This is a genomic window from Streptacidiphilus sp. BW17 (assembly GCF_041262485.1).
In the GTDB taxonomy this organism is placed as follows: Bacteria; Actinomycetota; Actinomycetes; order Streptomycetales; family Streptomycetaceae; genus Streptacidiphilus.
This window is the reverse complement of sequence record NZ_JBGCCR010000024.1, coordinates 82178-104861: the sequence shown is the minus strand read 5'-3', so window position 1 is coordinate 104861 and position 22684 is coordinate 82178. Positions and strand designations below refer to the sequence as shown.

Sequence of the window (22684 nt, the reverse complement as noted above, 5' to 3'; positions counted from 1 at the left end):
GGGAGGGCCCATGGCCACTGCCACCGCTCCTGCCCCGCTCGTGCTCCACCGACTGTGGAGACGCGAACTCGCCCACTACCCCGACTCCGCCCGGCGTTACGTCTACCTCGGCATCGTGGTGCTGACGACCGTCGTCCTCTACTACGCGCTCTACGTCCAGTACGCGGTCGCGACCTCGATCATCACCCACTACCAGATGAGCTACCGCTACTTCGTCTGGATCAGCGTCGTCGGCAACGCCGTCGGCGCGTTCGCGTCCCTGATAGCCGGGCTGGCGGACCGTTGGGGGCGGGCCAACATGGTCGTCTACGGCCTGCTGGCCACCGGCCTGCTGGTGCTCTTCGGGCTGCCCAACGCGCCGGACCAGGGGACGTACCTGGTGCTCTTCGCACTGGTCGGCTTCGTCGAGGGCCTGGTTCTGGTCGCCACGCCCGCGCTGATCCGCGACTTCTCACCGCAGTTGGGGCGGGCGGCGGCCATGGGCTACTGGACCATGGGCCCGGTGCTCGGCAGCCTGGTGGTCACCGAGGTCACCTCGCACACGCTCGGCTCCGGCGCGGGCAGCGCCACCTGGCAGGACGAGCTGCGCTACGCGGGCATCGCGACGCTGCTGGTCTTCCTGGTCTCGCTGTTCCGCCTGCGCGAGCTCGCACCGAGACTGCGCGACCAGCTGATGGTCAGTCTGCGCGACCGCACGCTGGTCGAGGCCCGGGCCAAGGGACTCGACCCGGACGCGGCGCTGAGCGGCCACTGGCGGCAGATGCTGAAGCCCGACGTGATCGGATCGGCCCTCGCCATCAGCGTCTTCCTGCTGCTCTACTTCGCCGCCGTCGGCAACTTCGTGGTCTACTTCGCCACGAACTTCGGCTACAGCGAGCAGCGCGCCGACGCGCTGGCCAACTGGTACTGGATCAGCAACGCGATCGCGCTGGTGATCGCGGGACTGGCCTCGGACCGGCTTCGGGTCCGCAAGCCGTTCATGCTGGTCGGCGGGATCGGCAGCATCGTGGCCACCGTGCTGTTCGCGCTGCGCGCGACCCAGGCCACCACCGGCTACTACACCTTCGCCTGGCTCTCCGTCGCCATCGGCGTGCTGGGCGGGCTGACCTACGCGCCGTGGATGGCGAGCTTCACCGAAACCGTGGAGCGCCGCAATCCGGCGGCCACCGCGACCGGGCTGGCGGTGTGGGGCTGGATCATCCGCGTGGTCGTCGCGGTCTCGGCGGCGTTCCTGCCGGTGGTGGTCACCTCGGTGACGCCGCTGGTGGAGCACGGCTCCGAGGTGGCGGCGGCCCAGGCGCGCGCCGCGAAGGCCTTGGCCGTCGTAGACGCCCACCCGCAGCTCTTCGCGGAGCTGGCGAAGTACCAGCCGAACGCGATCCCGCCCGCGCTGCTGGGACAGGCCGTCCAGCAGGTCGGCCTGCCGGGCCTGCAGACCGTCCAGGCCGAGCAGTCAGACCTGGCGCTGCTGCAGAAGTACGGGCCGCAGGTGGCCGCGGCGGCGAAGGACAACCCGCACGACTGGCAGGTGTGGTGGTGGGTCTGCGTGGGCGGCCAGGTGCTGTTCCTGCCGTGCGTGCTGCTGATGGCCGGCCGCTGGAGCCCGCGCCGGGCGCGTGAGGACGCCGAGGCGCACCAGCAGGCCGTCGACGCCGAGTTGGCGGCGCTGACCGGCGAAGCGTGACCGAACGTGAACAGTGGGGCCCGGAGCGCATCGCTCCGGGCCCCACTCCATGCAGTGAAAAATTCAACGAAAGCGCGACCGTTCGATAAGAAAGTGTTGCTGCTCCGTTCGGCCTATTCCCCCGTTCGGAGCAATGTCATGACCATCCCCGCCGGGCGCTCGCTGCAGGTATTTGGTCCACTAGGACTTGAGGGGTATTTCGTTCGAAGAATCCCCGACCAGAGGGTGATCAGAAGATCCCAGGCCGCATGGCAGACTACTCACCCATGGGGAAAGCAATGGAAGCCCGCGACCTCACCAGCAGCCCGTTGGGCCACTGGGCAGGATCGGTGCGTGGCCACTTCCGTTCGCCCGGTCGCCCCCGATTGTGGGTCGAGCTGCTGCTGATTGCCGTGAGCTACTGGATCTATTCGATGGTCCGCAATGCGGTGCCCGAGATGGAGACCCGCGCCCAACAGAATGCCCACGACATCTGGTCGCTCGAACAGACGCTGCACATTGATGTTGAACGATCGATCAACCACGGCTTGGACTCGATCGGCTGGTTGATCACCGGGCTCGACTACGACTACGCGACCCTGCACTTCATCGTCACCATCGCGGTTCTGGTGTGGTTGTTCCGCGCCCATTCCGGGCGCTACGCCGCCGCCCGACTATCACTCTTCGTGACTACGGGCATGGCTCTGGTGGGGTACTACTTCTTCCCCCTTGCGCCGCCCCGGCTGATGACCCACGGCGGTTTCGTCGACACCGTCGCCACGCACCACACCTGGGGCTCCATGGCCTCCGGCGACATGGCCCACGTGTCGAACCAGTTCGCCGCCATGCCGTCCATGCACATCGGCTGGTCGCTGTGGTGCGGCATCACCATCTGGTTCCTGGCGAAACGCCGCTGGGTCCGCGTGCTCGGCGTGATCTATCCGGTCACCACGCTGGTGGTCATCGTGGCGACGGCCAACCACTTCTTCATGGACGCGATCGCCGGCGCGGTCTGCACCGGCATCGGGCTGACCAGCTCCCGGCTGGTCTACCGGCGCTGGCCCTACAGCTTCCCGAAGGCCGCGCCGGTGCCGACGCCGCTGCCCGAACCGGTCAAGGAGCCGGTCGGCGCGTCCCGCTGAGGACCCTTCTCAGGTCTTCTCAGCCCTTCTCGCCGTAGACCCGGTTCTCCATGACCTCGCGGGCGAGCCGGGCCGTGCGGCGGTAGTCGTCGACCATCTCGCCCGCGTGGCCCTCGCCGTAGCCGAGGTAGCGCGCGACGCCGGCCAGCTCGCGCGACTCCGCCGGGAAGCTGTCGCCCGGCCGTCCGCGCACCAGCATCACCGCGTTGCGCACCCGGGTGGCCTGTACCCAGGCGGCGCTGAGCGCCTCCGCCTCGTCGGCGGCCAGCAAGTCGGCCTCCAGGGCAGCGGCCAGTGCGCGCAGGGTCCGGGTGGTGCGCAGGCCGGGGACCTCGGCGGCGTGCTGCAGCTGGAGCAGCTGGACCGTCCACTCCACGTCCGCCAGCCCGCCCCGGCCCAGCTTGGTGTGGGTGGTCGGGTCCGCACCGCGCGGCAGCCGTTCGGTCTCGACGCGGGCCTTGATCCGGCGGATCTCCAGCAGCTCGGCCTCGTCCAGCCCCGCCTCGGGGTAGCGCAGCGGATCGATCAGCGCGGTGAACTCCGCCCCCAGCGCGACGTCGCCCGCGACCGGCTTGGCCCGCAGCAGCGCCTGGCTCTCCCAGGTGCGCGACCAGCGGCGGTAGTAGGCGGCGTAGGAGCCGATGGACCGCACCAGCGGGCCCTGGCGGCCCTCCGGGCGCAGGTCGGCGTCGATCAGCAGCGGCGGCTCGGTCGAGGGTACCTGGAGCAGGCGGCGCAGCTCCTCGAAGACCTGGCGGGCGGCGTTGCTCGCCGCCGTCTCGTCCGCGCCCGGCAGGGGGTCATGGACGAACATGACGTCGGCGTCACTGCCGTAGCCGAGCTCGTGGCCGCCGAAGCGGCCCATGGCGATGACCGCCAGCCGGGTCGGCAGCGGTTCGCCGGTGGCGGCCTCGGCCGCGGCGACGCAGGCGGCCAGCGCGCCGCTGAGGGTGGCCCGGTTCAGGCCGGTCAGCGCCAGCCCGGCGGCCTCGACCGCGTCGGCCGGCGTGTCCCCGAGACGGCCCAGCACGTCGGCCGCCGCGGTGCGGAACAGCTCGCGGCGGCGCACCGACCGGGCCGCGGCGACGGCCGCCGGCGCGCCCTCCGCGCGCCCGACGGCGGAGGCCACCTCCCGGTCCAGCGCCTGCGGCGAGCGCGGGTCCAGGCCGTCACTGTCGCCGAGCAGGGCGACTGCCTCGGGGGCGCGCAGCAACAGGTCCGGCGCCAGGCGGCCGGAGGAGAGGATCCGGGCCAGGTTCTCCGCGGCCGCGCCCTCGTCGCGCAGCAGCCGCAGGTACCAGGGCGTCGAGCCGAGGCTGTCGGAGACCTTGCGGAAGCCGAGCAGCCCCGCGTCCGGGTCGGCGGAGTCGGCGAACCAGCCGAGCATCACCGGCAGCAGGGTCCGTTGCAGCGCGGCGCGGCGGCTGACTCCGGTGGCGAGCGCCTGCAGGTGACGAAGGGCGTCGGCGGGCGCGGTGTAGCCGAGGGCGGCGAGGCGTGCCTGGGCCGCCGAGGCGGAGAGCGCGTTGCCGCCCTCCAGACGGCCGGTCAGTCCGGCCTCCTCCAGATCCAGCTCGGCCACCGCGTCCAGCAGCGGGCGGTAGAAGAGCTTCTCGTGCAGCCGGCGCACCTCGCGGCTGTGGCGCTTCCACTCGGTCAGCAGCGCGGCCACCGGGTCGGCGCGCAGTCCCAGCGAGCGGCCCAGCCGCCGCAGTTCCTGCTCCCCGGTGGGGACGAGGTGGGTACGGCGCAGCTGGAACAGCTGGATCCGGTGTTCCAGCGTGCGCAGGAAGCGGTAGGCACTGTCCAGCGCGGCGGCGTCGGCCCGGCCGACGTAGCCGCCGACGGAGAGGTCGGCCAGCGCGGTCAGCGTGGTGGCGCTGCGCAGCGACTCGTCCGTCCGGCCGTGCACCAGCTGCAGCAGCTGCACCGAGAACTCGACGTCGCGCAGTCCGCCGGGCCCGAGCTTCAGCTCGCGGTCGACCTCGGCGGCCGGGATCGCGTCGACGACGCGACGGCGCATCTGCTGCACGTCCTGGACGAAGTTCTCCCGCTCGGACGCCTGCCACACCATCGGCATGACCGCGTCCACATAGGCGCGGCCCAGCTCCGCGTCGCCCGCGACCGGGCGCGCCTTGAGCAGCGCCTGGAACTCCCACGTCTTGGCCCAGCGCTGGTAGTACGCGAGGTGGCTCGCGAGGGTCCGCACGAGCGGGCCGTTCTTGCCCTCGGGGCGCAGGTTGGCGTCGACCTGCCAGATGGTGCCCTCGCGGGTCGTGTCGGAGCAGAGCTGCATCATCCGGGCGGCGAGCCGGGTGGCCGCCTGGATCGGGTCCGCCTCCCCCGCGGGCCGGCCTTCGGGCCCGTCCTCGCGCTCGTCACGCTCCTCGCGCGGCTCGGCGACGAAGACCACGTCGACGTCGGAGACGTAGTTGAGCTCGCGTCCCCCGCACTTGCCCATCGCGATCACTGCCAGCCGGCAGGCCCGGGCGGCGGCCGGGTCCTCCTCGGCGGCGATGTCGAGAGCGGCCTGGAGGGTCGCCCCGGCCAGGTCGGCGAGCTCGGTGGCGGTCTGGCCCAGGTCGGCGGTGCCGGTCAGGTCCCGGGCGGCGACGGTGAGCAGCAGGCGGCGGTAGCCGGAGCGCAGCGCGTCCGCGCGGGGCGTGTCCGCGTTCTCCTCCCAGATGTGCCGGTAGAGGCGGCGGACGAACTCCTCCGGCCCGGGGTGGATGTCGTGCAGCTCGAAGGTGACCAGCTCGTGCCAGTCGTGCGGGTGCCGGCGCAGGTGGTCGCCGAGGGCGGCGCTGGCGCCGAGCACGCCGAGGAGCCGGTCGCGCAGCGGCTTGGCGGTGGTGACGGTGTCGAGCAGGGCGTGCCGCTCGGCGTCGGTCGGGCAGGCCTCGACCAGCTCGGCGAAGCCCTGCAGCGCCTGGTCCGGGTCGGCGGTGGCGGCGAGCGCGTCCAGCAGCACGCTGTCCGAGGCGTGCGCGGCCAGCGTCGGCTCGGCGAGCCGCTGGGCCGCCGCCTCGGGGTCGGTGAACCCGCGCCGGATCAGCCATCCCAGTGGATTGCTCCGCCGCGCCCCGCCGTGCACCTGCTCCACGCTTCTCGCCTCCGGCCGACCGCCTTCGCGGACCTCGCTGTCGATCCTCCCCGACCCTACGGGGTTCGAACACTCGACACAGCGACCGTCCGCGCAGGCGCTAGGCCCTGTCTGACAATTCCCGTCGGATCAGCCCGGGTCGGCTGGCGCGGTCAGCTGCAAGGCGGAGGATCGCCCTCGTACTGGGCCGTACTTGGGCGATTCGACAACGCAGCATGGGGGCACCCCCTAGCCGAAGGCCGGGGGAGGCCGTGCCAGGCGGGTCGGGCCCGACGGGAATTGTCAGACAGGGCCTAGGCCCGGACGACGACCGTGCGGGCGGCCTTGTCGTGCAGGGTCTGCTGGTTCGGCCGGTCCCACAGCATCCAGAGGCAGTCCAGCATGCTCAGGTACGCGCCGACCCCCAGCACCGCGGCGGGCAGGACGTACACCGCCGTCCGCAGCCACGCCTGACCGGCCGTCAGCCGGCCCGCGCGCTCGGTTCCGATCGGCACCACCCGGATGCGGAACGCCCGCATGCCGAGCGTCCGGCCGCCCCCGAACTGCAGCTGGAGCGCGCCGTAGAGCAGCCGGATCCCGGTGAGGACGAGCAGCACGAGGACGCTGTTGGTCATGCCCGGCAGCCGCAGGCTCGCCAGGTACAGCACCACGATCACGACCATGTCGACGGCGGCGGCACCGAGCCGCGCCCCGAACGAGGCCAGGTCGTGGCCGCCGACGACACGGAGCTCGGAGACCAGGGTTCCCGAACCGAACGGACTGTCCACCGGGTTCTGCTGTGGCTTCTGCTGTGGGTTCTTCTGCACCGCGGCATCCAAGCACGCGGCCCTGACCTGCGACAAGCAGCCGTTACAGCACCGGGAGGCTGCGCTTCAGCTCGAACGGGGTGACCTCCTGGCGGTACTGCTCCCACTCGTCGTGCTTGTTGCGGAGGAAGAAGTCGAAGACGTGCTCGCCGAGCGTCTCGCGGACCAGGTCGCTGCGCTCCATTAGTTCGATGGCCTCGCCCAGGTTCTGCGGGAGGGGCTCGATGCCCATGGCGCGGCGTTCGAGGTTGCTGAGCGCCCAGACGTCGTCGTCCGCCCCCGGAGGGAGCTCGTAGCCCTCGGCGATGCCCTTGAGACCGGCGGCCAGCACCACCGAGTAGGCCAGGTACGGATTGCAGCCGGTGTCGAGGGAGCGGATCTCGACGCGGGTCGATCCCTGCTTGCCCGGCTTGTACATCGGGACGCGGACCAGGGCCGAGCGGTTGTTGTGGCCCCAGCAGATGTAGGACGGCGCCTCGCCGCCCGCGCCCGCGGCGCGCTGCGAGCCGCCCCAGATGCGCTTGTAGGAGTTGACCCACTGGTTGGTGATCGCCGAGGTCTCCGCCGCGTGGCGGAGCAGACCGGCGATGAAGGAGCGGCCGACCTTGGAGAGCTGGTACTCCGCGCCCGCCTCGTGGAAGGCGTTGCGGTCGCCCTCGAAGAGGGAGAGGTGGGTGTGCATGCCGGACCCCGGGAAGTTGGAGAACGGCTTCGGCATGAAGGTGGCGTGGACACCCTGCTCCAGCGCGACCTCCTTCATGACCAGACGGAACGTCATGATGTTGTCGGCCGTGGAGAGTGCGTCCGCGTAGCGGAGGTCGATCTCCTGCTGGCCCGGGGCGCCCTCGTGGTGGCTGAACTCCACCGAGATGCCCATCGACTCCAGCATGGTGATGGCCTGTCGGCGGAAGTCGTGGCCGACGCCGCGCGGGGTGTGGTCGAAGTAGCCCGAGTGGTCCGCCGGGGTCGGCGGGGTGCCGTCCGCGGGGAGGTCGTTCAGCAGGAAGAACTCGATCTCGGGGTGGGTGTAGAAGGTGAAGCCCAGGTTGGACGCCTTCTCCAGGGTCCGCTTGAGGACGAAGCGCGGGTCCGCGAAGGACGGCGAGCCGTCCGGCATCAGGATGTCGCAGAACATGCGGGCCGTCCCCGGCGCCTCCGAGCGCCACGGCAGTATCTGGAAGGTCGCCGGGTCCGGCTTGGCCAACATGTCCGACTCGTACACCCGGGCGAAGCCCTCGATCGCGGACCCGTCGAACCCGATGCCCTCCTCGAAGGCCTGGTCCAGCTCGGCCGGAGCGACCGCGACGGACTTGAGGAAGCCGAGGACGTCGGTGAACCAGAGCCGGACGAACCGGATGTCACGCTCTTCGAGAGTGCGGAGCACGAACTCCTGCTGCTTGCCCATGACTACAGTCTCACCTCTGCGCTTTACGGATGCGTTAACGCGGAAGCGCCGTCGGGCGCGTCGTCCACTGTGCGCATCATTGCAGATTATGAGGCTGGTGGGACGATCCGAATGTCGCCCCGCCCGTCACCCCGCTCGTTACGCTGCCGCGTCAGCAGACGCGGCCGAACTGGGTCGGGTAGTAACCGGTCGACAGGACCGAGATCCGGACGTCGGCACCGGGGTGGGGCGCCTCGATGTACCGGCCGCCGCCGAGGTAGATCGCGACGTGGTGGATGCCGGAGGCGCGGCTGCTGGAGGACCAGAAGACCAGGTCACCGCGCCGTAGCCGGCTCGCGGTGATCGGGGTGGTCGCCCGGTACTGGTCGGCGGCCACCCGCGGCAGGCTGACCCCGGCCCGCTGGTAGGCCTGCTGGACCAGACCGGAGCAGTCGAAGCCGTAGGGTCCGTTGCCGCCCCACACGTAGGGCTTGCCCAGCTGCGCCTCGGCGTACCTGATGGCCGCCTCGAGGCTGCCCGCGCTCGGGCCGGGGGCCGGATTCGGCTCGGGGGTCGGGCTCGGGGACGGAGTCGGATTCGGGCTCGGGCTCGGGGAGGGGTGTGCGCTGCCGACGTGGGCGAGGTAGATGTCGTAGTGCGTCGTCCAGCGCCACTCGCCGTTCTTGCGGAACCAGTAGCGGTGCCCGTCCCAGCCCTGGCGTATGCCCCCGCTGGTCGCGGCGGCACCACCGCCGGACCCGCCGCCGCTGCTGTGGCGCAGGTAGATGTCGTAGTGCGAGGTCCAGCGCCATTCGCCGTTCGCGCGGAACCAGTAGCGACTGCCGTCCCAACCCGCATGCGCGGGGGCCGGGTCCGCGTGCGCGGCCGGGGCGGATATCAGCGCGACGCCACCGCCGACCGCCAGCATCGCGGTCGTCGCAGCGGCCCGCGCCAGGGGACGCACGTGCGGTGTGACCGGGGGCGTCGGGGATGCCGGGGTGCCGTGGGTGCGGCAGTGGACACAGGTGCAGCCGGTCGTGTCCAGCTCGGCGAAATGCGGTGCTCATGGCGGACGGGCTCCGTTCTCTTCGGGACGGGGGTGCTTACGGCGTCACGGAAGGTCTGCGTCGCTGAAGGTCTGCGTCACGGAAGCTCCGCGTCACTGAGGTTCTGCGGCGGACGGTTCGGTTACGGAGAGCGGGACGTCCGGTCGGCGCAGGGCGGGGAGGCCGCCGCCGATGTCCTCCAGTGGAATCGCTGTCACCGAACCGGGGGTTGGCGGCTCGGCTGCTGTCCGGTCCTCGTCGGCGGTCCGGCTCGACGGGCTCGACGGGCTCGACGGGCTCGACGGGCTCGGCGGGCTCGGCGGGGTCGGGACCGCAAGGAAGGCGGTCACCAGGTCCCGCGTCAGCAGCGCGCGAAACTCCGCATCCAGGGCCATCCCCTGGTCCCGCTCGAACTGACGCAGCGTCAACCCGGCTGTCTCGACCGCGTCGCCGACGATCACCTCACGGGTGCCGGCGTCCAGCTCGGCGAGGCGGCGACGACGCATGCCGTCGGCGAAGTCGGCGCGGTAGTCGAGGCCGACGGCCTGGACCGAGTAGACGGCGATGCCGACGGGCGCCATCTCCGCGCCCAGCAGGCGGGTCAGTTCACCGCCGAGCCACTGGCCGTCGCGCAGCGAGGGGCCCGGGGTGACGAAGCTGTCGCACGGGAGCGTGGAGGCGACCCGGCAGAAGACCGCCTCGGCGCTGGCCGCCAGGTGCCTGCCGTGGTCGTCGACGGCGAAGCGGGCGCGGGCGGTGTCCTTGACCTGCCAGACCAGCATCAGCTCGGCCGTGATCGGCGAGCCCTCGCGGTCGGTGGCCTGGATCGCCTCGCTGCGCCAGTGCCGGATCCGGACGTCGATCGGCCGCCGCTTGAGCAGCGGGTTCACCCAGACCAGCCCGGAGCGGCGGACCGTGCCGCGGTAGCCGCCCCAGCGGCTGAGCACGCGGGCGGTGCCCACCGGATTGGCCATCAGCCCGAAGAACCCGACAACGGAGACCAGCGCGCACAGCCCCTGCAGTACGACGGCGGTACGCGAGGCCAGCGCCGGCCCGCTGCCATGGAGGGCCTGCGCACCGGGCACCCAGCCCGGCAGGCCGGCGGCCCGGGCCTGGACCAGCGCCGCCGCGAGTGCGGCGGCCGGAATCAGCAGCAGGGCGACCCACCCGGGCACGACGCCACGCTGCCGGACGCTCCCTCAGTTCCGCGTCCGAGCGGGGCGGTCGGCGTACCGCCCAGGGAGCGGTGGCCTGACGTTCGGCCGACTGGTCCACGTGGTCCATCCCCTCTGCAGGCATCGCGCCCCGCGATCGACTTCGCAGGCGATCTTCAGGCGGCACGAACGTACCCTTAATTCGGACATACCGTCAATACAGCTATAACTCAGTAGTAACACCGGCATGCCCTGATCATTCGGACAGTCAAACGCATCCGAACGAAGGACATCCGGGACATGGCGAAGCCCCGCCGACTCCCGCCGGGCACAGGCCTTCGGCGATCGCCAGTGCACGAACGAAGCTTCCCCGCGCTCCTGTCCGAGCATTCCGGCAGACATCTCGTCGGACAGACGATTACTGTGGAGTCATGCCTTCCCTTCGTCTCGCGCTGAACCAGGTCGACAGCGTCGTCGGCAACCTCGACGGCAACGCCGAGCTGATCGTCCGCTGGACCAGGCACGCCGCCGAGCAGGGCGCCCACCTGGTGGCCTTCCCCGAGCTGACCCTCACCGGCTACCCGATCGAGGACCTGGCGCTGCGCCCGTCCTTCATCGAGGCCTCGCGCGCGACGCTGGTCGCGCTGGCGGCCCGGCTGCAGGCGGAGGGGCTGGGCGAGACCCCGGTCGTGGTCGGCTACCTGGGCAAATCGCTGACCGACACCCCGGGGCCGGGGCCCGAAAGGACGTTGGGTCTGCCCGCCGGTTCGCCGCAGAACTGCGCCGCGCTGCTCCACAAGGGTGAGGTGGTCACCAGGCTGGCCAAGCACCACCTCCCCAACTATGGCGTGTTCGACGAGTTCCGCTACTTCGTCCCCGGCGACACGCTGCCGGTGGTCCGGCTGCACGGGATCGACGTCGCGCTCGCCGTCTGCGAGGACATCTGGCAGGACGGCGGCCGGGTCCAGGCCGCACGCCAGGCCGACGCGGGACTGCTGCTGGTGGTCAACGCCTCCCCCTACCAGGCGCGCCGCGGGGCCGAGCGGCTGGAGCTGGTCCGCAGGCGGGCGGCGGAGGCCGACTGCACCCTCGCCTACGTCAACCTGGTGGGCGGCCAGGACGAGTTGGTCTTCGACGGCCAGTCCGTGGTCGTCGCCGCGGACGGCACCGTGCTGGCCCGCGCGCCGCAGTTCGAGTCCGGCTGCCTGCTGCTCGACCTCGACCTGCCGGAGGCGACGGCGCCGCTCGACGACACCACCCGGATCGTCGCCGACGGCCTGGAGATCCGCCGCACGGTCCTCTCCGAGGAGCCGCTCCCCGCACCGGACGAACCCGTCGCGCCGGGCCGGGCGCCCGAGATGGACGAGCTGGAGGAGATCTACGCCGCGCTGGTCTGCGGGCTGCGGGCCTACGTGGAGAAGAACGGCTTCACGTCGGTGCTGATCGGCCTCTCCGGCGGCATCGACTCGGCGCTGGTCGCGGCGCTCGCGGTGGACGCGGTGGGGGCGGAGCACGTCCAGGGCGTCTCCATGCCGAGCGCGTACTCCTCGCAGCACTCACAGGACGACGCGGCCCAGTTGGCGGAGAACACCGGGCTGCGGTTCCGGACGGTCCCGATCGCGCCGATGTTCGACGCCTACATGTCCGCGCTCGGCCTCAGCGGTCTGGCGGAGGAGAACCTGCAGTCGCGGCTGCGCGGCACGCTGCTGATGGCGATCTCCAACCAGGAGGGCCACATCGTCCTCGCCCCGGGCAACAAGAGCGAGTTGGCGGTCGGCTACTCGACCCTCTACGGCGACTCGGTCGGCGCGTTCGGACCGATCAAGGACGTCTACAAGTCGCTGGTCTTCCAACTGGCCCGCTGGCGCAACGAGGCCGCGGCCAAGCGCGGCGAGACGCCGCCGATCCCGGAGAACACGATCACCAAGCCGCCCTCCGCCGAACTGCGGCCCGACCAGGTCGACACCGACTCCCTGCCCGAGTACGACGTCCTGGACGCGATCCTCACGGCCTATGTGGAACAGGACCGGGGCCGCGCCGAGATCGTCGCCGGGGGGTACGACCCGGCCCTGGTCGAGCGGGTGATCCACCTGGTGGACACGGCCGAGTACAAGCGGCGGCAGTACCCGCCGGGGACGAAGATCTCGTCCAAGAACTTCGGCCGCGACCGTCGGCAGCCGATCACCAACCGGTGGCGCGAGCGGTAGTCAGGCAGCGGCAGTCACGCGGCAGCAGTCACGCCTGCGGACGCCCGCTCGTCGGCGTCCGCCAGCCAGAAGTAGACGGGCGGCAGGCCGAGCTCGATCACCGAGAGCACGATCTGGAACCACTGCGGCCAGCCGTGCAGGGCGAGGGAGAGCACCCGGCCGAGACCCCCCAGCAGGAAGACACCCGCCAGCCAGCGCACGGCGGTGGCCGGGACGGGCCGCTGCCGCGCGGCCCAGAGCCAGGCCAGGCCGTAGCCGCAGAAGCTCGCGCCCATGAAGCGTCCCCAGCTGTCGACGGTCGTCCCGGCGTTGCCCGCGCCGGGGATCGCCGCGTTGCCGAGGGCCACGTGGAACAGCCCGATCGCCACGCACGCCCAGCCCATCAGCTGGACGAGCAGTCGGAGAGTCCTGGCCATGACGCACCACCAGCCTTAGTTGACATATGTCTACTAGCCCTGGAACCCAGGGTAGGCCCGCCTGGTAGACACGTGTCAAGTAATCTGGTGACGTGCCACCTCCCCGCCGGCGACTCAGCCCGGCCGACCGTCGCGCCCAGCTCCTCTCCGTCGGAGCCGGGATGTTCGCGGAGCACCCCTACGAGGAGGTGCTCATGGACGAGGTCGCCCAACGGGCCGGGGTCTCGCGGGCGCTGCTCTACCGTCACTTCCCGAGCAAGCACGCGCTCTTCGCCTCCGTCTACCAGGAGGCGGCCGACCGGCTGTTGGTCGAGACGCGCATCGACCCGGCCGACTCCCTGCGCCAGCAGCTCGTTCAGGGCATGGACGTGCACCTCGACTACTTCATCGCCAACCGCAACGCCGTGCTGACCGCGAACCGGGTCCTCGCGGGGGACCCCGTGATCCAGACGATCATGACCGGTGAACTGGACGCCCTCCGCGCGCGCTTGCTCGGCGTCCTGCCGCCGGCCGACGACACCACCCGCGCGGCGGTGTCGAGCGTGCTGAAGAGCTGGCTGGTCTTCGTCCAGGTGCTCGTCGTGGACTGGCTCGCCGACGAGACCTGCAGCCGGGACGAGATGCGCGACATCTGCGTCGGCGCGGCCCTCGGCGCGCTGCGCCCGCTGCTCCCCGAGGCTGCGTCGGCCTGAAGCGTCCGGCCGTCGGCGGAGGCTCCGTCTCCCTCGGGCCTACAGCTCGAAGTGCGCGGCGATCGGCCGGTGGTCGCTGCCCGTCCGGGGCAGCACCCAGGCCGAGGTGGGCGTGATGCCGCGGGACATGATCTGGTCGATCCGGGCCATCGGGAACTGGGACGGCCAGCTGAAGCCGAAGCCCCCGCCCGCGCTCCCCTGCGCGGACTGGAGCTGCATGGTGACCGGGGCCAGCGCGCGGTCGTTCATCGTGCCGTTCATGTCGCCGAGCAGCAGCACCTTCTTCAACGGCTCCGCGCTCAGCGCCTCACCCAGCGCCTCCGCGCTGTGGTCGCGCTGGTTGGCGGTGAAGCCGTTGTCGAAGTTGACCCGGACCGACGGCATGTGGGCCACGTAGACGGCGAGCGGACCCTGCGGGGTCTGGACGGTGGCCCGCAGGGCGCGGATCCAGCCGATCTTGATGTCGACGGGCTGGATGTCCGTCAGCGGGTCCTTCGACCAGAGCCCGACGGTGCCCTCGACCGCGTGGTACGGGTAGCTGCCGCCCAGCGTCCGCTCGATCGTCGGGAGTTGGGCGGAGGTGATCTCCTCCAGTGAGATCACGTCCGGCTTGGCCTGCATCAGCGTGTCCATGGTGCTGACCACCTGGGTGTTGGACGCGTCGATGTTGTGCTGGACGGCGGTGAAGTCGTACGAGCCGCCGCTCTTGTCGGTCAGCAGCCCGCCGAAGAGGAGCAGCCAGACCAGCGTGGGCGCGAGCAGCGCCGCCAGCGCGGTCGCCGAGCGGCGCAGCAGCGCGACCACCAGCAGTACCGGGACGGCCAGCCCGACCCACGGCAGGAAGGTCTCGGTCAGGCTGCCGAAGTTGCCGAGCTGGTCCGGGATCTGCCGATGGAAGGCCAGCACACAGCCGACCAGCAGGGCCAGCCCGGCGGCGACCCAGCCCCGGCGCCAGGTCGAACGGCCCTTGCCGTCCCGTCCGCGCCAGTGGAGGTCCCTGCCGACGAAAGCCATGCGTTGTTCCTCACCCTCTGGGCCTTTTGGCCTGTTTGCTGCGGTTCAGCCTATGGGTGAGGAGACGCCGACAACCGCAGTCGGGTTCCCGTGGCCAAGGTAAGTGCTTCCTGAGGAGGCGTCCCTACGGAGCGGCCTGCACAGTGACCGACACAGTGACCGACACGACTCGCGACTGGCCGGTCTCTCCCCTTCCCGTCCTTCGCCACGACGTGTCAGCATGGACGTGATCCGGGGACGCCGCACGGCGCCACGAGACCACGACACAGGAGACAGACCATGCAGAACGGTTCGCTTCCGCCTGCCCAAAAAGCCTCCGGCACAGCCTCCCTCTACGGCGGGGTCACTGGCCGCCGGGTGACGGTCCGGGACCTGGCCGCCGCCAAGACCCGGGGCGAGCGCTGGGCCATGCTCACCGCCTACGACGCGCCGACCGCCGGCGTCTTCGACGAGTCCGGCGTGCCGGTCCTGCTCGTCGGCGACTCGATGGGCAACTGCCACCTCGGCTACGACACCACCGTGCCGGTCACCATGGACGAGATCGCGATCCTCTCCGCCGCGGTCGTCCGTGGGTCCAAGCGCGCCATGGTCGTCGCCGACCTGCCGTTCGGCAGCTACCAGGAGTCCCCGGCCCAGGCGCTGCGCAGCGCCGTCCGGCTGATGAAGGAGGCCGGGGTCCACGCGGTCAAGCTGGAGGGCGGCGAGCGCTCGGCGGCCGCCATCGAGCTGCTGGTCCAGGCCGGCGTCCCGGTCATGGCGCACCTGGGCCTGACCCCGCAGTCGGTGCACGCGCTCGGCGGCTACCCCGTCCAGGGCCGGGGCGACGAGGCGTCGCACCAGCTGCTGCGCGACGCCAAGACGGTGCAGGCGGCCGGGGCGTTCTCGGTCGTGCTGGAGGCGGTGCCGGCCGAGCTGGCCGCGCAGGTCACCAAGGAGCTGCACATCCCGACCGTCGGCATCGGCGCGGGCGTCGGCTGCGACGCGCAGGTGCTGGTCTGGACGGACATGGCCGGCATGACCGACGGCCACGTGCCGCGCTTCGTCAAGCAGTACGCCAACCTGCGCGCGGAGCTGGGCCGGGCCGCACGCGAGTACGTGGACGAGGTGCGCGGCGGGACCTTCCCGGCCGAGGAGCACAGCTTCCACTGAGCACGTTCCACTGGTACGGCACTCCGGCCGGACCCGGCGCGCCGCGCGGTGAGCACGCACGCCGCCACGCGCCGGGCCTGGCGTTACCGTCGCCGACCCGGCATCATCGGCACTCCATGCCGTTCCGGGAGACGTTCCCGGGATGCCGTCCGACCGGAGCCCTGTCACCCCATGAGCTCGTTCGCCAGTCACCAGCACTCGGAACGCCGGATCAGCGTCGTCTTCTGGGTGCTGCTCGCAGTCTTCGCCGCCTCCGGCGGGGCCCTCTGGACGGACTGGGGCAACCCCCGCGTCGGGGTCTTCCTCTTCGTCTGCGCGGGCTGGCTCATCTCGCTCTGCCTGCACGAGTACGGGCACGCGCGCACCGCGCTGCACGGCGGTGACATCAGCGTCGGAGCCAAGGGCTACCTGACGCTGAACCCGCTCAAGTACACGCATCCCGTCTACAGCTTCGTGATGCCGCTGATCTTCATCATCCTGGGCGGCATCGCGCTTCCGGGCGGCGCGGTCTTCATCGACCGCAGCAAGATCCGCAGCAAGGTGAAGAACAGCCTGATCTCGGCGGCGGGCCCGCTGACCAACGTGGTGTTCGCCCTGGTCCTGCTGCTGATCGTGGGCGCGGTGCCGGTGACCACCGGGCACGTCAACTTCTTCGCGGCGCTGGGCTACCTGGCGCTGCTGCAGCTGATGGCGGCGATCATCAACCTGCTGCCGGTCCCCGGCCTGGACGGCTACGGGATCATCGAGCCCTGGCTCTCCTACGAGACCCGCCGCTCACTGTCGTTCATCGCGCCCTACGGCATGATGATCGTCTTCCTGCTGCTGTGGAACCAGCGGGTCGGCAGTTGGTTCTTCAACGACGTGATCTACAAGATCCTCGGCTGGTTCGGCAACACCGGGGACTTCGCCCAGCTGGGCAACGTCCTCTTCCACTTCTTCAGCCTGAACCTCGGCGGGATCTTCGGCGGCAGCTGAGCCGAGGCTCAGGCCCGGGCACGCTTCCACTGCACCCAGCCGACGTTGCTGGCGACACCGGCCAGCAGCACGAAAGCCAGCCCGAGCCAGAACTGCGCCAGCACCGACACCACCGCGGCAGCCAGGGCCAGCACGGCGAGAACGAAGGCGAAGAGCGCGAAGCGGGGCATCGGGGGAACTCCAGCGGTACGAACGGAAGGGCACGAGCGAGCCCGGACGAGGACCATTCTCCCCCGTCCGGACCGTTCCCCCGTTGCCGGGGTGCACAGCAGGCTCACACGCCCGCGTCACACGTCGGTGATCCGCAGGCCCGCGTGCGCCTTGTACCGGCGGTTGACCGAGATCAGGTTGGCCACCAGCGACTCGACCTGGTGGGCGTTGCGCAGTCGGCCCGCGAAGACACCGCGCATGCCGGGGATCCGGTCGGCCAGCGCCTGCACCACGTCCGTGGCGGCCCGCTCCTCGCCCAGCACCAGCACGTCGATGTCGATCTCCTCGACCTCGCGGTCCTCCAGCAGCACCGCCGACAGGTGGTGGAAGGCCGCCGTCACCCGCGACTCCGGCAGCAGCGCCGCGGCCTGCTGTGCCGCGCTGCCCTCCTCCGGCTTGAGCGCGTAGGCGCCCTGCTTGTCGAAGCCCAGCGGGTTGACGCAGTCGACGACGATCTTGCCCGCCAGCTCCGCACGCAGCGACGCCAGCAGCTCGGCGTGGCCCTCCCACGGCACCGCGACGATCACCACGTCCGACCGGGCCGCGACCGAGGCGTTGTCCGCGCCCTCGACGCCGTGGCCCAGGTCGGCGGCGACGGCCTCGGCGCGCTCCGCGCTGCGCGAACCGACCAGCACCCGCTGACCGGCCTTGGCCAGCCGGTACGCCAGCCCGCGCCCCTGCGGGCCGGTCCCGCCCAGCACGCCGACGACCAGGCCGGAGACGTCCGGCAGGTCGAACGGCGACCGGGCCGCGGTGGAGGTGGTGGCGGCAGCGGCGCCACCGGACGCAGCATCAGATGTACTCATGGCCAGATCCTCCCATTCCGCCGCCGCGGTGCGGGAGCATGGCTGCCATGGATGCGGTGAGGGTCACAATGCTGCGCGAACTGCTCGCGGACACCGCCTGGCCGGAGCGGGCCTGCGGGTTCGGCGGCGCACTGCGCGAGGCGGCGACACCGGGCGGGCTGCTGCTGGTGGGCACCGAGCAGGAGGAGCCGTGGCACCTGGCCGCCCACCTCACCGACGAGGCCGCCTACGCCGACCTGCCGGGCCTCGCACCGACGCTGGTGCGGCACCGCGTCCCGCCGGGCGCCCCGCCGCACCTCTCCGTGCCGCTGGCCCGGCTGGAGCAGGCCCGCCGCGGTGAGACGGTCTTCGTCGTCGCTCCGGACGCGACCGACGAGGGCCTGCTGGAACGCGTCCACGACGCCCGCCGGATCGGCGCGACGGTGCTGGCGCTGGAGGCCGACGACGTGGAGCTGCGCGGCCTGGCCCACGAGGCGCTGACGGTCCGCCGGGATCCCGCCACACCCTCGTTCGAGCTAGTCCAGCACCTGGTCAGCGCCGCCGCCGGAGAGCCGGTCTGCCGCCCGCGCCGACGCGGCGTCAGGGACCGGCTCTCGCAGCTCGTGGACCGCCTGACCGCACCGCCCCCGCCACTGGGCTGGTAGCCCCGCCGCAAGCCCCTCCGACGACTCTGCGACCACTCGCGCAGCGCAACCGCCGTGCCGGAGCCGGGTTCGCGTCGTTGGGCCCGGGACGACGCAGCCGCGCCCGCGAGGAGAAACGCATGAGCTCAGCCACGGCACCGACGGTCACGGCGGTGACGCCTCCCGTGCTCGACCTCCTGCTCCCGCACGGGCAGTTGCTCGCCTCCCGGGTGCACCCGCAGGCCGACGCGATCCGGCGCGAGCACGACGCGTGGTTCCGGCAGGCCCTGGCAGGGCTCCAGCTGCCGGGCAGCGAGCGGCTGTTCGGGCCGTGCGAGGGCGTCAGCCTGATGTGCCGGGTACTGCCGGACGCGGACCCCGAGCGGCTGGTCGGCATCTGCGTGGCCGCCTCCGCGCTCTTCCTGCTGGACGACGTGGCCGACGACGAGGCGGTCGAACGGGCCCGCGCGGACGACTACCTGGCCGTACTGCGGGACGCCGCGCCGAGCACCTCCTCCGCTCCGCTGCTGCTGCTCGCCCGGACGCTGACGCGGGCGCGGCAGGGCGTGGCCCCGCGGATCTGGGCGCGGTTCGTCAGCGGCTTCTCCGAGGTGATCGCGGCGGGCGCCGGCAAGTCCGGGACGGCGACCCGGATCGACGGCTACGACGCCTATCTGGCGGCCCGCCGCGCGGACTCGGCGATCGACCTGGTCGGCGTGGCCATCGAGCACGGACTCGGACTGGACCTCGATCTGACGGTCCGTCAAGTAGCCCGTGAGGTGGCGGACGCCGGTGCGGCAGGAGGCCTTCCGACGTGGGAGGAGTTCCACAACGCCTGTTTCCGGCACACCATCCTGGTCAACGACCTGCTCTCGTTCCGCAAGGAGTTCTTCGGCGGCGAGCCCATGAACGCCGTCACGGTCCTGTGCGAGCAGGAGGGCCTGCCGCTGCAGCAGGCCGTGGACGCGGTGTGCATCCGGATCGCGCGGGCCGAGGCGGACTTCCTGTCCTCCGCCCGTGCGCTGCGCGAGCTCGGGACGCCCGAGCTGGACGCGTATCTCACGGCCTGGGAGCTGATGTTGAGCGGCAACCTGGTCTGGTCCCTGGGCTGCCCCCGCTACCACGGCGCGGACGCCCGCCCCTGGCCGTCCGGCGTCCCGAAGCGGATGGAGCTGCACCGGGACCGGACGGTCTTCAGCTGACGTCAGCTGAATGTCAGCCGGCGTCCCCGGGGGCCCCGCCTCGCCCGCCTCGCCCGCGGAGCAGGGCCAGGCCCGTCGCCGCGCCGACCAGCAGCACCAGCAGCGCGGCGACCACCCGCGCCCACGCACCGGTCGCCGCGACCGAGACGGTCGCCCCGGCCAGGACCAGCGCCTGGGCCGCGACCGCGCAGCACAGCAGCGACCCGTCGCGCAGCTGCGCCGCGCCCGGCGGGCCGCCCGCGACGGCGTCCACGAAGACCAGGTAGGCCAGCAGCAGCCCGGCGTCGCAGGCCATCAGCCAGACCGGCGGCGAGCCGATCGCCGCCACCAGCACGAAGCCGACCGCGACCGCCGTGTTGCGGTGCCGCGCCAGTAGGGCGTGCCAGCGCGCATCGCCGCTGACCGGACGGGCCACCACCGGTGGCGCGCCGAACCAGCCCAGCAGCACCAGCACCGCCAGCGCGACGGTGCGGCCCGCGAGGTCACCGAAGGAACCGCCGCTGCTCGGCAGGCCGGACCGGACCAGCGACACCGGGTCGCTCGCCGCGCACGCCAGCGCCACACCGAGCGCGCGGGCCGCCCACAGCTCCACGGCACCGGTCCGTCCGCCGTGGGTATGTGACGTTACGTCAGCCCCCGCGCGGTGGAAAACGGTCATCGCAGCCTCCCCTGGATACGGGTGCGCATGAGCGGCGCGAAGCTCAGGTCGAGGGTGCCGCCCTCCCAGGGCGTGACCGGGATGCCCTTCTCGGTCAGGCTGAACCGCAGCGCCTGCCGGTCCAACCGCCACAGTCGCCGCGCCAGTTGGTCGAGGACGTTGCTGGCGTCGACCCTCGGGTCGCCGATCGGGATCTCCACCACGACCACCGGGTTGCCGCGCTCGGCCAGTCCGCCGAGGACACCCATCATCCGGTTGTCCGCCAGCGGCGTCACCGCGTGGACCAGTGCGCCGTGCGGCAGCGCGGGCGGGGGCAGCCGGTTCAGGTCCGGCGTGTCGTAGGCGAGGTCGCGGCGGACGTCCAGCACGGTCTGCACCAGGCGGTAGAAGTACTGGTCGCCCTGGCCCGGTTGGAGCCAGTGCAGCCGCCCGCCGACGGAGACCACGCCGACCCGGTCGTGGCTGCGCAGATACGCGCGGACGATCCCGGCGGCCACGCGCAGCGACTCGTCCAGGCTGGAGACGCCGGTGGACGGGTCGCGCATGTCCGCGAAGGCGTCCAGCAGCACGACCACGTCGGCGGCCCGCTCGGAGGCGAACTCCTGCAGCTGGATCGCGCCGCGGCGGGTGGTGGCGGACCAGTTGATCCGGCGCTGCCGCTCGCCCCAGACGAAGGGCCGGACGCCGACGATCTCGACGCCCTCGCCCAGCTGTCGCGAGGTGTGCTCGCCCAGGTTGCCCGGCAGCCGCACCGGAACGGGCGTCAGACCGCCCTCCGACGGGACCGGGAAGATCTCGACCTGGCCCAGCTCGACCCGGACCGTCCGGCGGCGCAGCCCGCCCAGGTCGTAGAGGTCGACGTCGACGGTGCCCAGCGACCAGCGTCCCCAGCGGCGCGCGAGGAAACCCAGGATCAGCTCTGCGCCGTCGGTCTCGACGGAGACCAGCTCCGTGCCCGCGCCGGGGACCAGGCCCGGGTCGATCCAGTCGGCGGACCCGGCGAAGGCGACGGTGAAACGCGCCGTGATCGGCTCGCCCTCGAAGACCCGGTCGCTGGAGCGACGCACCCCATCGCCCGCCAGCGTGGGCCGGGAGGTGATCCGGTGCGGGGCGAGCGCGGCGAAGAGCAGCAGGCAGAGCGGGGCCGCCGCCAGGGCCAGCAGCCACGGCTGGCCGGTCAGCAGCGCCGCCACGACCGCCGCGACCGCCACCGACCCGAGCCGGAGCGCGCGTTCGCCCGGCCGGACGCCCTCCTCGGTCCGCGCCGGGGTCTCCTCGTGCCCGACGCCCTGCGGCTGGCCGTCCAGGGCCCGGGCGACCGGGTGGATCATGCCCGGACCGGCGCGTCGGCCGGCAGAGCGGTCGTCCCACCCGCGGTCGACTCACCGGCGGCCGACCCACCGGCGGCCGGCTTGCCCGCCACCGGGCCGCCGGAAGCCGCCTGCGCGGGCGTCCGCGGAGTCGTCCGCGGGGTGGGGACGCGCTGCACGACCCCGGCGACGACGTCGTCGGCGGTGATCCGGCGCACCCACAACTCCGGCTTGAGGGTGACCCGGTGGGCCAGCCCGGGAATGGCGACGGCCTTGACGTCCTCCGGGACGACGTAGTCGCGTCCGGCCATCACCGCGCGGGCGCGGGCCAGTTGGACCAGCGCCAGCCCGCCACGCGGGGAGGCGCCGACCTGGATCTGCGGGTTGTTGCGGGTCGCGTCGATCAGCGCGACCACGTAGTCGACCAGGTCCGCATCGACCTCGACCCGCTCCAACGCGTCGCGCATGGCGACCAGTTCGGCCGGGGTGCCGAGCGGCGTCAGCACCGCCTCGGGGGTGCTGCGGTCGAGGCGGCGGCGGAGCATGGCCGCCTCGTCGGCCACCGGCAGGTAGCCCATCCGCGCCCGCAGCAGGAACCGGTCGAGCTGGGCCTCGGGCAGCGTGTAGGTGCCCTCGTACTCGATCGGGTTGTCGGTGGCGATGACCACGAACGGCTCCGGCAGCCGACGGGTGGTGCCGTCGACCGAGACCTGACCCTCGGCCATCGCCTCCAGCAGCGCGGCCTGGGTCTTCGGCGGCGTGCGGTTGATCTCGTCGGCCAGCAGCAGGTGGGTGAAGACCGGGCCGGGGCGGAAGACCATCTCACCGCTGCGCTGGTCGTAGAAGGGCGCGCCGGTCACGTCGGACGGCAGCAGGTCGGGGGTGAACTGGATACGGCGGAAGTCCAGGCCGAGCACGGTCGCGAAGGAGCGCGCCAGCAGCGTCTTGCCGAGGCCCGGCAGGTCCTCGATCAGCACGTGGCCGCCCGCCAGCACGCCGAGCATCACCAGCTCCAGCGCGGCGCGCTTGCCGACGACTGCGCGCTCGATCTCGTCGAGGACGGCGTGGGCGCGGACGCCCGCCTGCCTGGGGGTCAGCTGGTCGGTCTCGGGGCCGCTCACGGT

20 protein-coding genes are annotated in these 22684 nt (G+C 72.0%); 8 read left to right on the top strand and 12 right to left on the bottom strand.

Annotated features, from left to right (window positions below; all coding sequences use genetic code 11):
• Window positions 1–10: 10 nt before the first annotated feature.
• Entirely contained in the window at window positions 11–1684 is a 1674-nt protein-coding gene (locus ABH940_RS25960) for an MFS transporter (RefSeq protein WP_370106290.1), read from the top strand.
• Window positions 1685–1932: 248 nt separating this feature from the next.
• Window positions 1933–2805 (top strand): phosphatase PAP2 family protein, encoded by an 873-nt coding sequence (locus ABH940_RS25955; RefSeq protein WP_370072377.1) that lies wholly within the window; start codon window positions 1933–1935, stop codon window positions 2803–2805.
• 19 nt (window positions 2806–2824) lie between these two features.
• Here the strand turns inward: ABH940_RS25955 and ABH940_RS25950 are convergent, their stop codons facing one another.
• The 5 genes from ABH940_RS25950 to ABH940_RS25930 all read right to left on the bottom strand — a co-directional run bounded on the left by ABH940_RS25950 (window position 2825) and on the right by ABH940_RS25930 (window position 10319).
• Window positions 2825–5908 (bottom strand): bifunctional [glutamine synthetase] adenylyltransferase/[glutamine synthetase]-adenylyl-L-tyrosine phosphorylase, encoded by a 3084-nt coding sequence (locus ABH940_RS25950; RefSeq protein ID WP_370072378.1) that lies wholly within the window; start codon window positions 5906–5908, stop codon window positions 2825–2827.
• Window positions 5909–6201: 293 nt separating this feature from the next.
• Window positions 6202–6714 (bottom strand): RDD family protein, encoded by a 513-nt coding sequence (locus tag ABH940_RS25945; RefSeq protein WP_370106289.1) that lies wholly within the window; start codon window positions 6712–6714, stop codon window positions 6202–6204.
• A 43-nt stretch (window positions 6715–6757) separates the two neighbouring features.
• Window positions 6758–8119 carry a glutamine synthetase family protein gene (locus tag ABH940_RS25940; protein ID WP_370106288.1) on the bottom strand — a complete coding sequence of 454 codons (1362 nt, stop codon included), beginning with the start codon at window positions 8117–8119 and terminating at the stop codon, window positions 6758–6760.
• 151 nt (window positions 8120–8270) lie between these two features.
• The gene (locus ABH940_RS25935; RefSeq protein WP_370106287.1) at window positions 8271–9062 is read right to left on the bottom strand and encodes a C40 family peptidase; all 792 of its coding nucleotides are present in this window, start codon (window positions 9060–9062) and stop codon (window positions 8271–8273) included.
• 195 nt (window positions 9063–9257) lie between these two features.
• The gene (locus ABH940_RS25930) at window positions 9258–10319 is read right to left on the bottom strand and encodes an SPFH domain-containing protein (protein ID WP_370106286.1); all 1062 of its coding nucleotides are present in this window, start codon (window positions 10317–10319) and stop codon (window positions 9258–9260) included.
• 410 nt (window positions 10320–10729) lie between these two features.
• Between ABH940_RS25930 and ABH940_RS25925 the strand changes: the two genes are divergently transcribed.
• Window positions 10730–12505: an NAD+ synthase gene (locus ABH940_RS25925; protein WP_370106284.1), complete on the top strand. Its 1776-nt coding sequence runs from the start codon at window positions 10730–10732 to the stop codon at window positions 12503–12505.
• Window positions 12506–12519: 14 nt separating this feature from the next.
• Here the strand turns inward: ABH940_RS25925 and ABH940_RS25920 are convergent, their stop codons facing one another.
• Window positions 12520–12921 carry a DUF4345 domain-containing protein gene (locus ABH940_RS25920; protein WP_370072384.1) on the bottom strand — a complete coding sequence of 134 codons (402 nt, stop codon included), beginning with the start codon at window positions 12919–12921 and terminating at the stop codon, window positions 12520–12522.
• A 92-nt stretch (window positions 12922–13013) separates the two neighbouring features.
• Between ABH940_RS25920 and ABH940_RS25915 the strand changes: the two genes are divergently transcribed.
• Window positions 13014–13613, top strand: a complete 600-nt coding sequence (locus ABH940_RS25915; RefSeq protein WP_370072385.1) for a TetR/AcrR family transcriptional regulator — start codon at window positions 13014–13016, stop codon at window positions 13611–13613.
• Window positions 13614–13652: 39 nt separating this feature from the next.
• On the opposite strand, the gene ABH940_RS25910 is transcribed toward ABH940_RS25915, so the two are convergent.
• Window positions 13653–14627 carry an endonuclease/exonuclease/phosphatase family protein gene (locus ABH940_RS25910; protein WP_370106283.1) on the bottom strand — a complete coding sequence of 325 codons (975 nt, stop codon included), beginning with the start codon at window positions 14625–14627 and terminating at the stop codon, window positions 13653–13655.
• Window positions 14628–14906: 279 nt separating this feature from the next.
• On the opposite strand from ABH940_RS25910, the gene panB reads away from it, so the two are divergent.
• Both panB and ABH940_RS25900 read left to right on the top strand, forming a co-directional pair.
• Entirely contained in the window at window positions 14907–15776 is an 870-nt protein-coding gene (panB, locus tag ABH940_RS25905; RefSeq protein ID WP_370072387.1) for a 3-methyl-2-oxobutanoate hydroxymethyltransferase, read from the top strand.
• Window positions 15777–15947: 171 nt separating this feature from the next.
• Complete coding sequence (locus ABH940_RS25900; protein ID WP_370072388.1) at window positions 15948–16751, top strand: site-2 protease family protein; 804 nt, start codon at window positions 15948–15950, stop codon at window positions 16749–16751.
• 8 nt (window positions 16752–16759) lie between these two features.
• On the opposite strand, the gene ABH940_RS25895 is transcribed toward ABH940_RS25900, so the two are convergent.
• Together ABH940_RS25895 and npdG are read right to left on the bottom strand one after the other, a co-directional pair.
• Complete coding sequence (locus ABH940_RS25895) at window positions 16760–16921, bottom strand: hypothetical protein (protein ID WP_196196544.1); 162 nt, start codon at window positions 16919–16921, stop codon at window positions 16760–16762.
• Window positions 16922–17038: 117 nt separating this feature from the next.
• Window positions 17039–17767 carry an NADPH-dependent F420 reductase gene (gene npdG / locus ABH940_RS25890; RefSeq protein ID WP_370072389.1) on the bottom strand — a complete coding sequence of 243 codons (729 nt, stop codon included), beginning with the start codon at window positions 17765–17767 and terminating at the stop codon, window positions 17039–17041.
• A gap of 47 nt (window positions 17768–17814) precedes the next feature.
• Here npdG and ABH940_RS25885 point away from each other — a divergent pair, with 47 nt between their 5' ends.
• Window positions 17815–18411 (top strand): hypothetical protein, encoded by a 597-nt coding sequence (locus ABH940_RS25885; RefSeq protein WP_370072390.1) that lies wholly within the window; start codon window positions 17815–17817, stop codon window positions 18409–18411.
• 119 nt (window positions 18412–18530) lie between these two features.
• Entirely contained in the window at window positions 18531–19592 is a 1062-nt protein-coding gene (locus ABH940_RS25880) for a hypothetical protein (protein WP_370106282.1), read from the top strand.
• 13 nt (window positions 19593–19605) lie between these two features.
• On the opposite strand, the gene ABH940_RS25875 is transcribed toward ABH940_RS25880, so the two are convergent.
• Genes ABH940_RS25875 through ABH940_RS25865 form a run of 3 tightly spaced genes read right to left on the bottom strand, consistent with a single transcriptional unit; the run spans window position 19606 to window position 22681 of the window.
• Window positions 19606–20250, bottom strand: a complete 645-nt coding sequence (locus ABH940_RS25875; protein ID WP_370072392.1) for a hypothetical protein — start codon at window positions 20248–20250, stop codon at window positions 19606–19608.
• Window positions 20247–21581 (bottom strand): DUF58 domain-containing protein, encoded by a 1335-nt coding sequence (locus ABH940_RS25870; protein WP_370072394.1) that lies wholly within the window; start codon window positions 21579–21581, stop codon window positions 20247–20249. Before ABH940_RS25870 ends, ABH940_RS25875 begins: the two co-directional genes overlap by 4 nt.
• Window positions 21578–22681 carry an AAA family ATPase gene (locus ABH940_RS25865; protein WP_370072395.1) on the bottom strand — a complete coding sequence of 368 codons (1104 nt, stop codon included), beginning with the start codon at window positions 22679–22681 and terminating at the stop codon, window positions 21578–21580. The genes ABH940_RS25870 and ABH940_RS25865 overlap by 4 nt, the downstream gene beginning before the upstream one ends.
• Window positions 22682–22684: the final 3 nt, after the last annotated feature.

What these genes read in the sequence shown, in the direction of transcription:
- ABH940_RS25960 (WP_370106290.1), top strand. Translation starts at nt 11, where the DNA reads ATGGCCACTGCCACCGCTCCTGCCCCGCTCGTGCTCCACCGACTGTGG.
- ABH940_RS25955 (WP_370072377.1), top strand. Translation starts at nt 1,933, where the DNA reads ATGGCAGACTACTCACCCATGGGGAAAGCAATGGAAGCCCGCGACCTC.
- ABH940_RS25940 (WP_370106288.1), bottom strand. Translation starts at nt 8,119, where the DNA reads ATGGGCAAGCAGCAGGAGTTCGTGCTCCGCACTCTCGAAGAGCGTGAC.
- ABH940_RS25925 (WP_370106284.1), top strand. Translation starts at nt 10,730, where the DNA reads ATGCCTTCCCTTCGTCTCGCGCTGAACCAGGTCGACAGCGTCGTCGGC.
- ABH940_RS25920 (WP_370072384.1), bottom strand. Translation starts at nt 12,921, where the DNA reads ATGGCCAGGACTCTCCGACTGCTCGTCCAGCTGATGGGCTGGGCGTGC.
- ABH940_RS25910 (WP_370106283.1), bottom strand. Translation starts at nt 14,627, where the DNA reads ATGGCTTTCGTCGGCAGGGACCTCCACTGGCGCGGACGGGACGGCAAG.
- panB (WP_370072387.1), top strand. Translation starts at nt 14,907, where the DNA reads ATGCAGAACGGTTCGCTTCCGCCTGCCCAAAAAGCCTCCGGCACAGCC.
- ABH940_RS25900 (WP_370072388.1), top strand. Translation starts at nt 15,948, where the DNA reads ATGAGCTCGTTCGCCAGTCACCAGCACTCGGAACGCCGGATCAGCGTC.
- ABH940_RS25895 (WP_196196544.1), bottom strand. Translation starts at nt 16,921, where the DNA reads ATGCCCCGCTTCGCGCTCTTCGCCTTCGTTCTCGCCGTGCTGGCCCTG.
- npdG (WP_370072389.1), bottom strand. Translation starts at nt 17,767, where the DNA reads ATGAGTACATCTGATGCTGCGTCCGGTGGCGCCGCTGCCGCCACCACC.
- ABH940_RS25885 (WP_370072390.1), top strand. Translation starts at nt 17,815, where the DNA reads ATGGATGCGGTGAGGGTCACAATGCTGCGCGAACTGCTCGCGGACACC.
- ABH940_RS25880 (WP_370106282.1), top strand. Translation starts at nt 18,531, where the DNA reads ATGAGCTCAGCCACGGCACCGACGGTCACGGCGGTGACGCCTCCCGTG.
- ABH940_RS25875 (WP_370072392.1), bottom strand. Translation starts at nt 20,250, where the DNA reads ATGACCGTTTTCCACCGCGCGGGGGCTGACGTAACGTCACATACCCAC.
- ABH940_RS25870 (WP_370072394.1), bottom strand. Translation starts at nt 21,581, where the DNA reads ATGATCCACCCGGTCGCCCGGGCCCTGGACGGCCAGCCGCAGGGCGTC.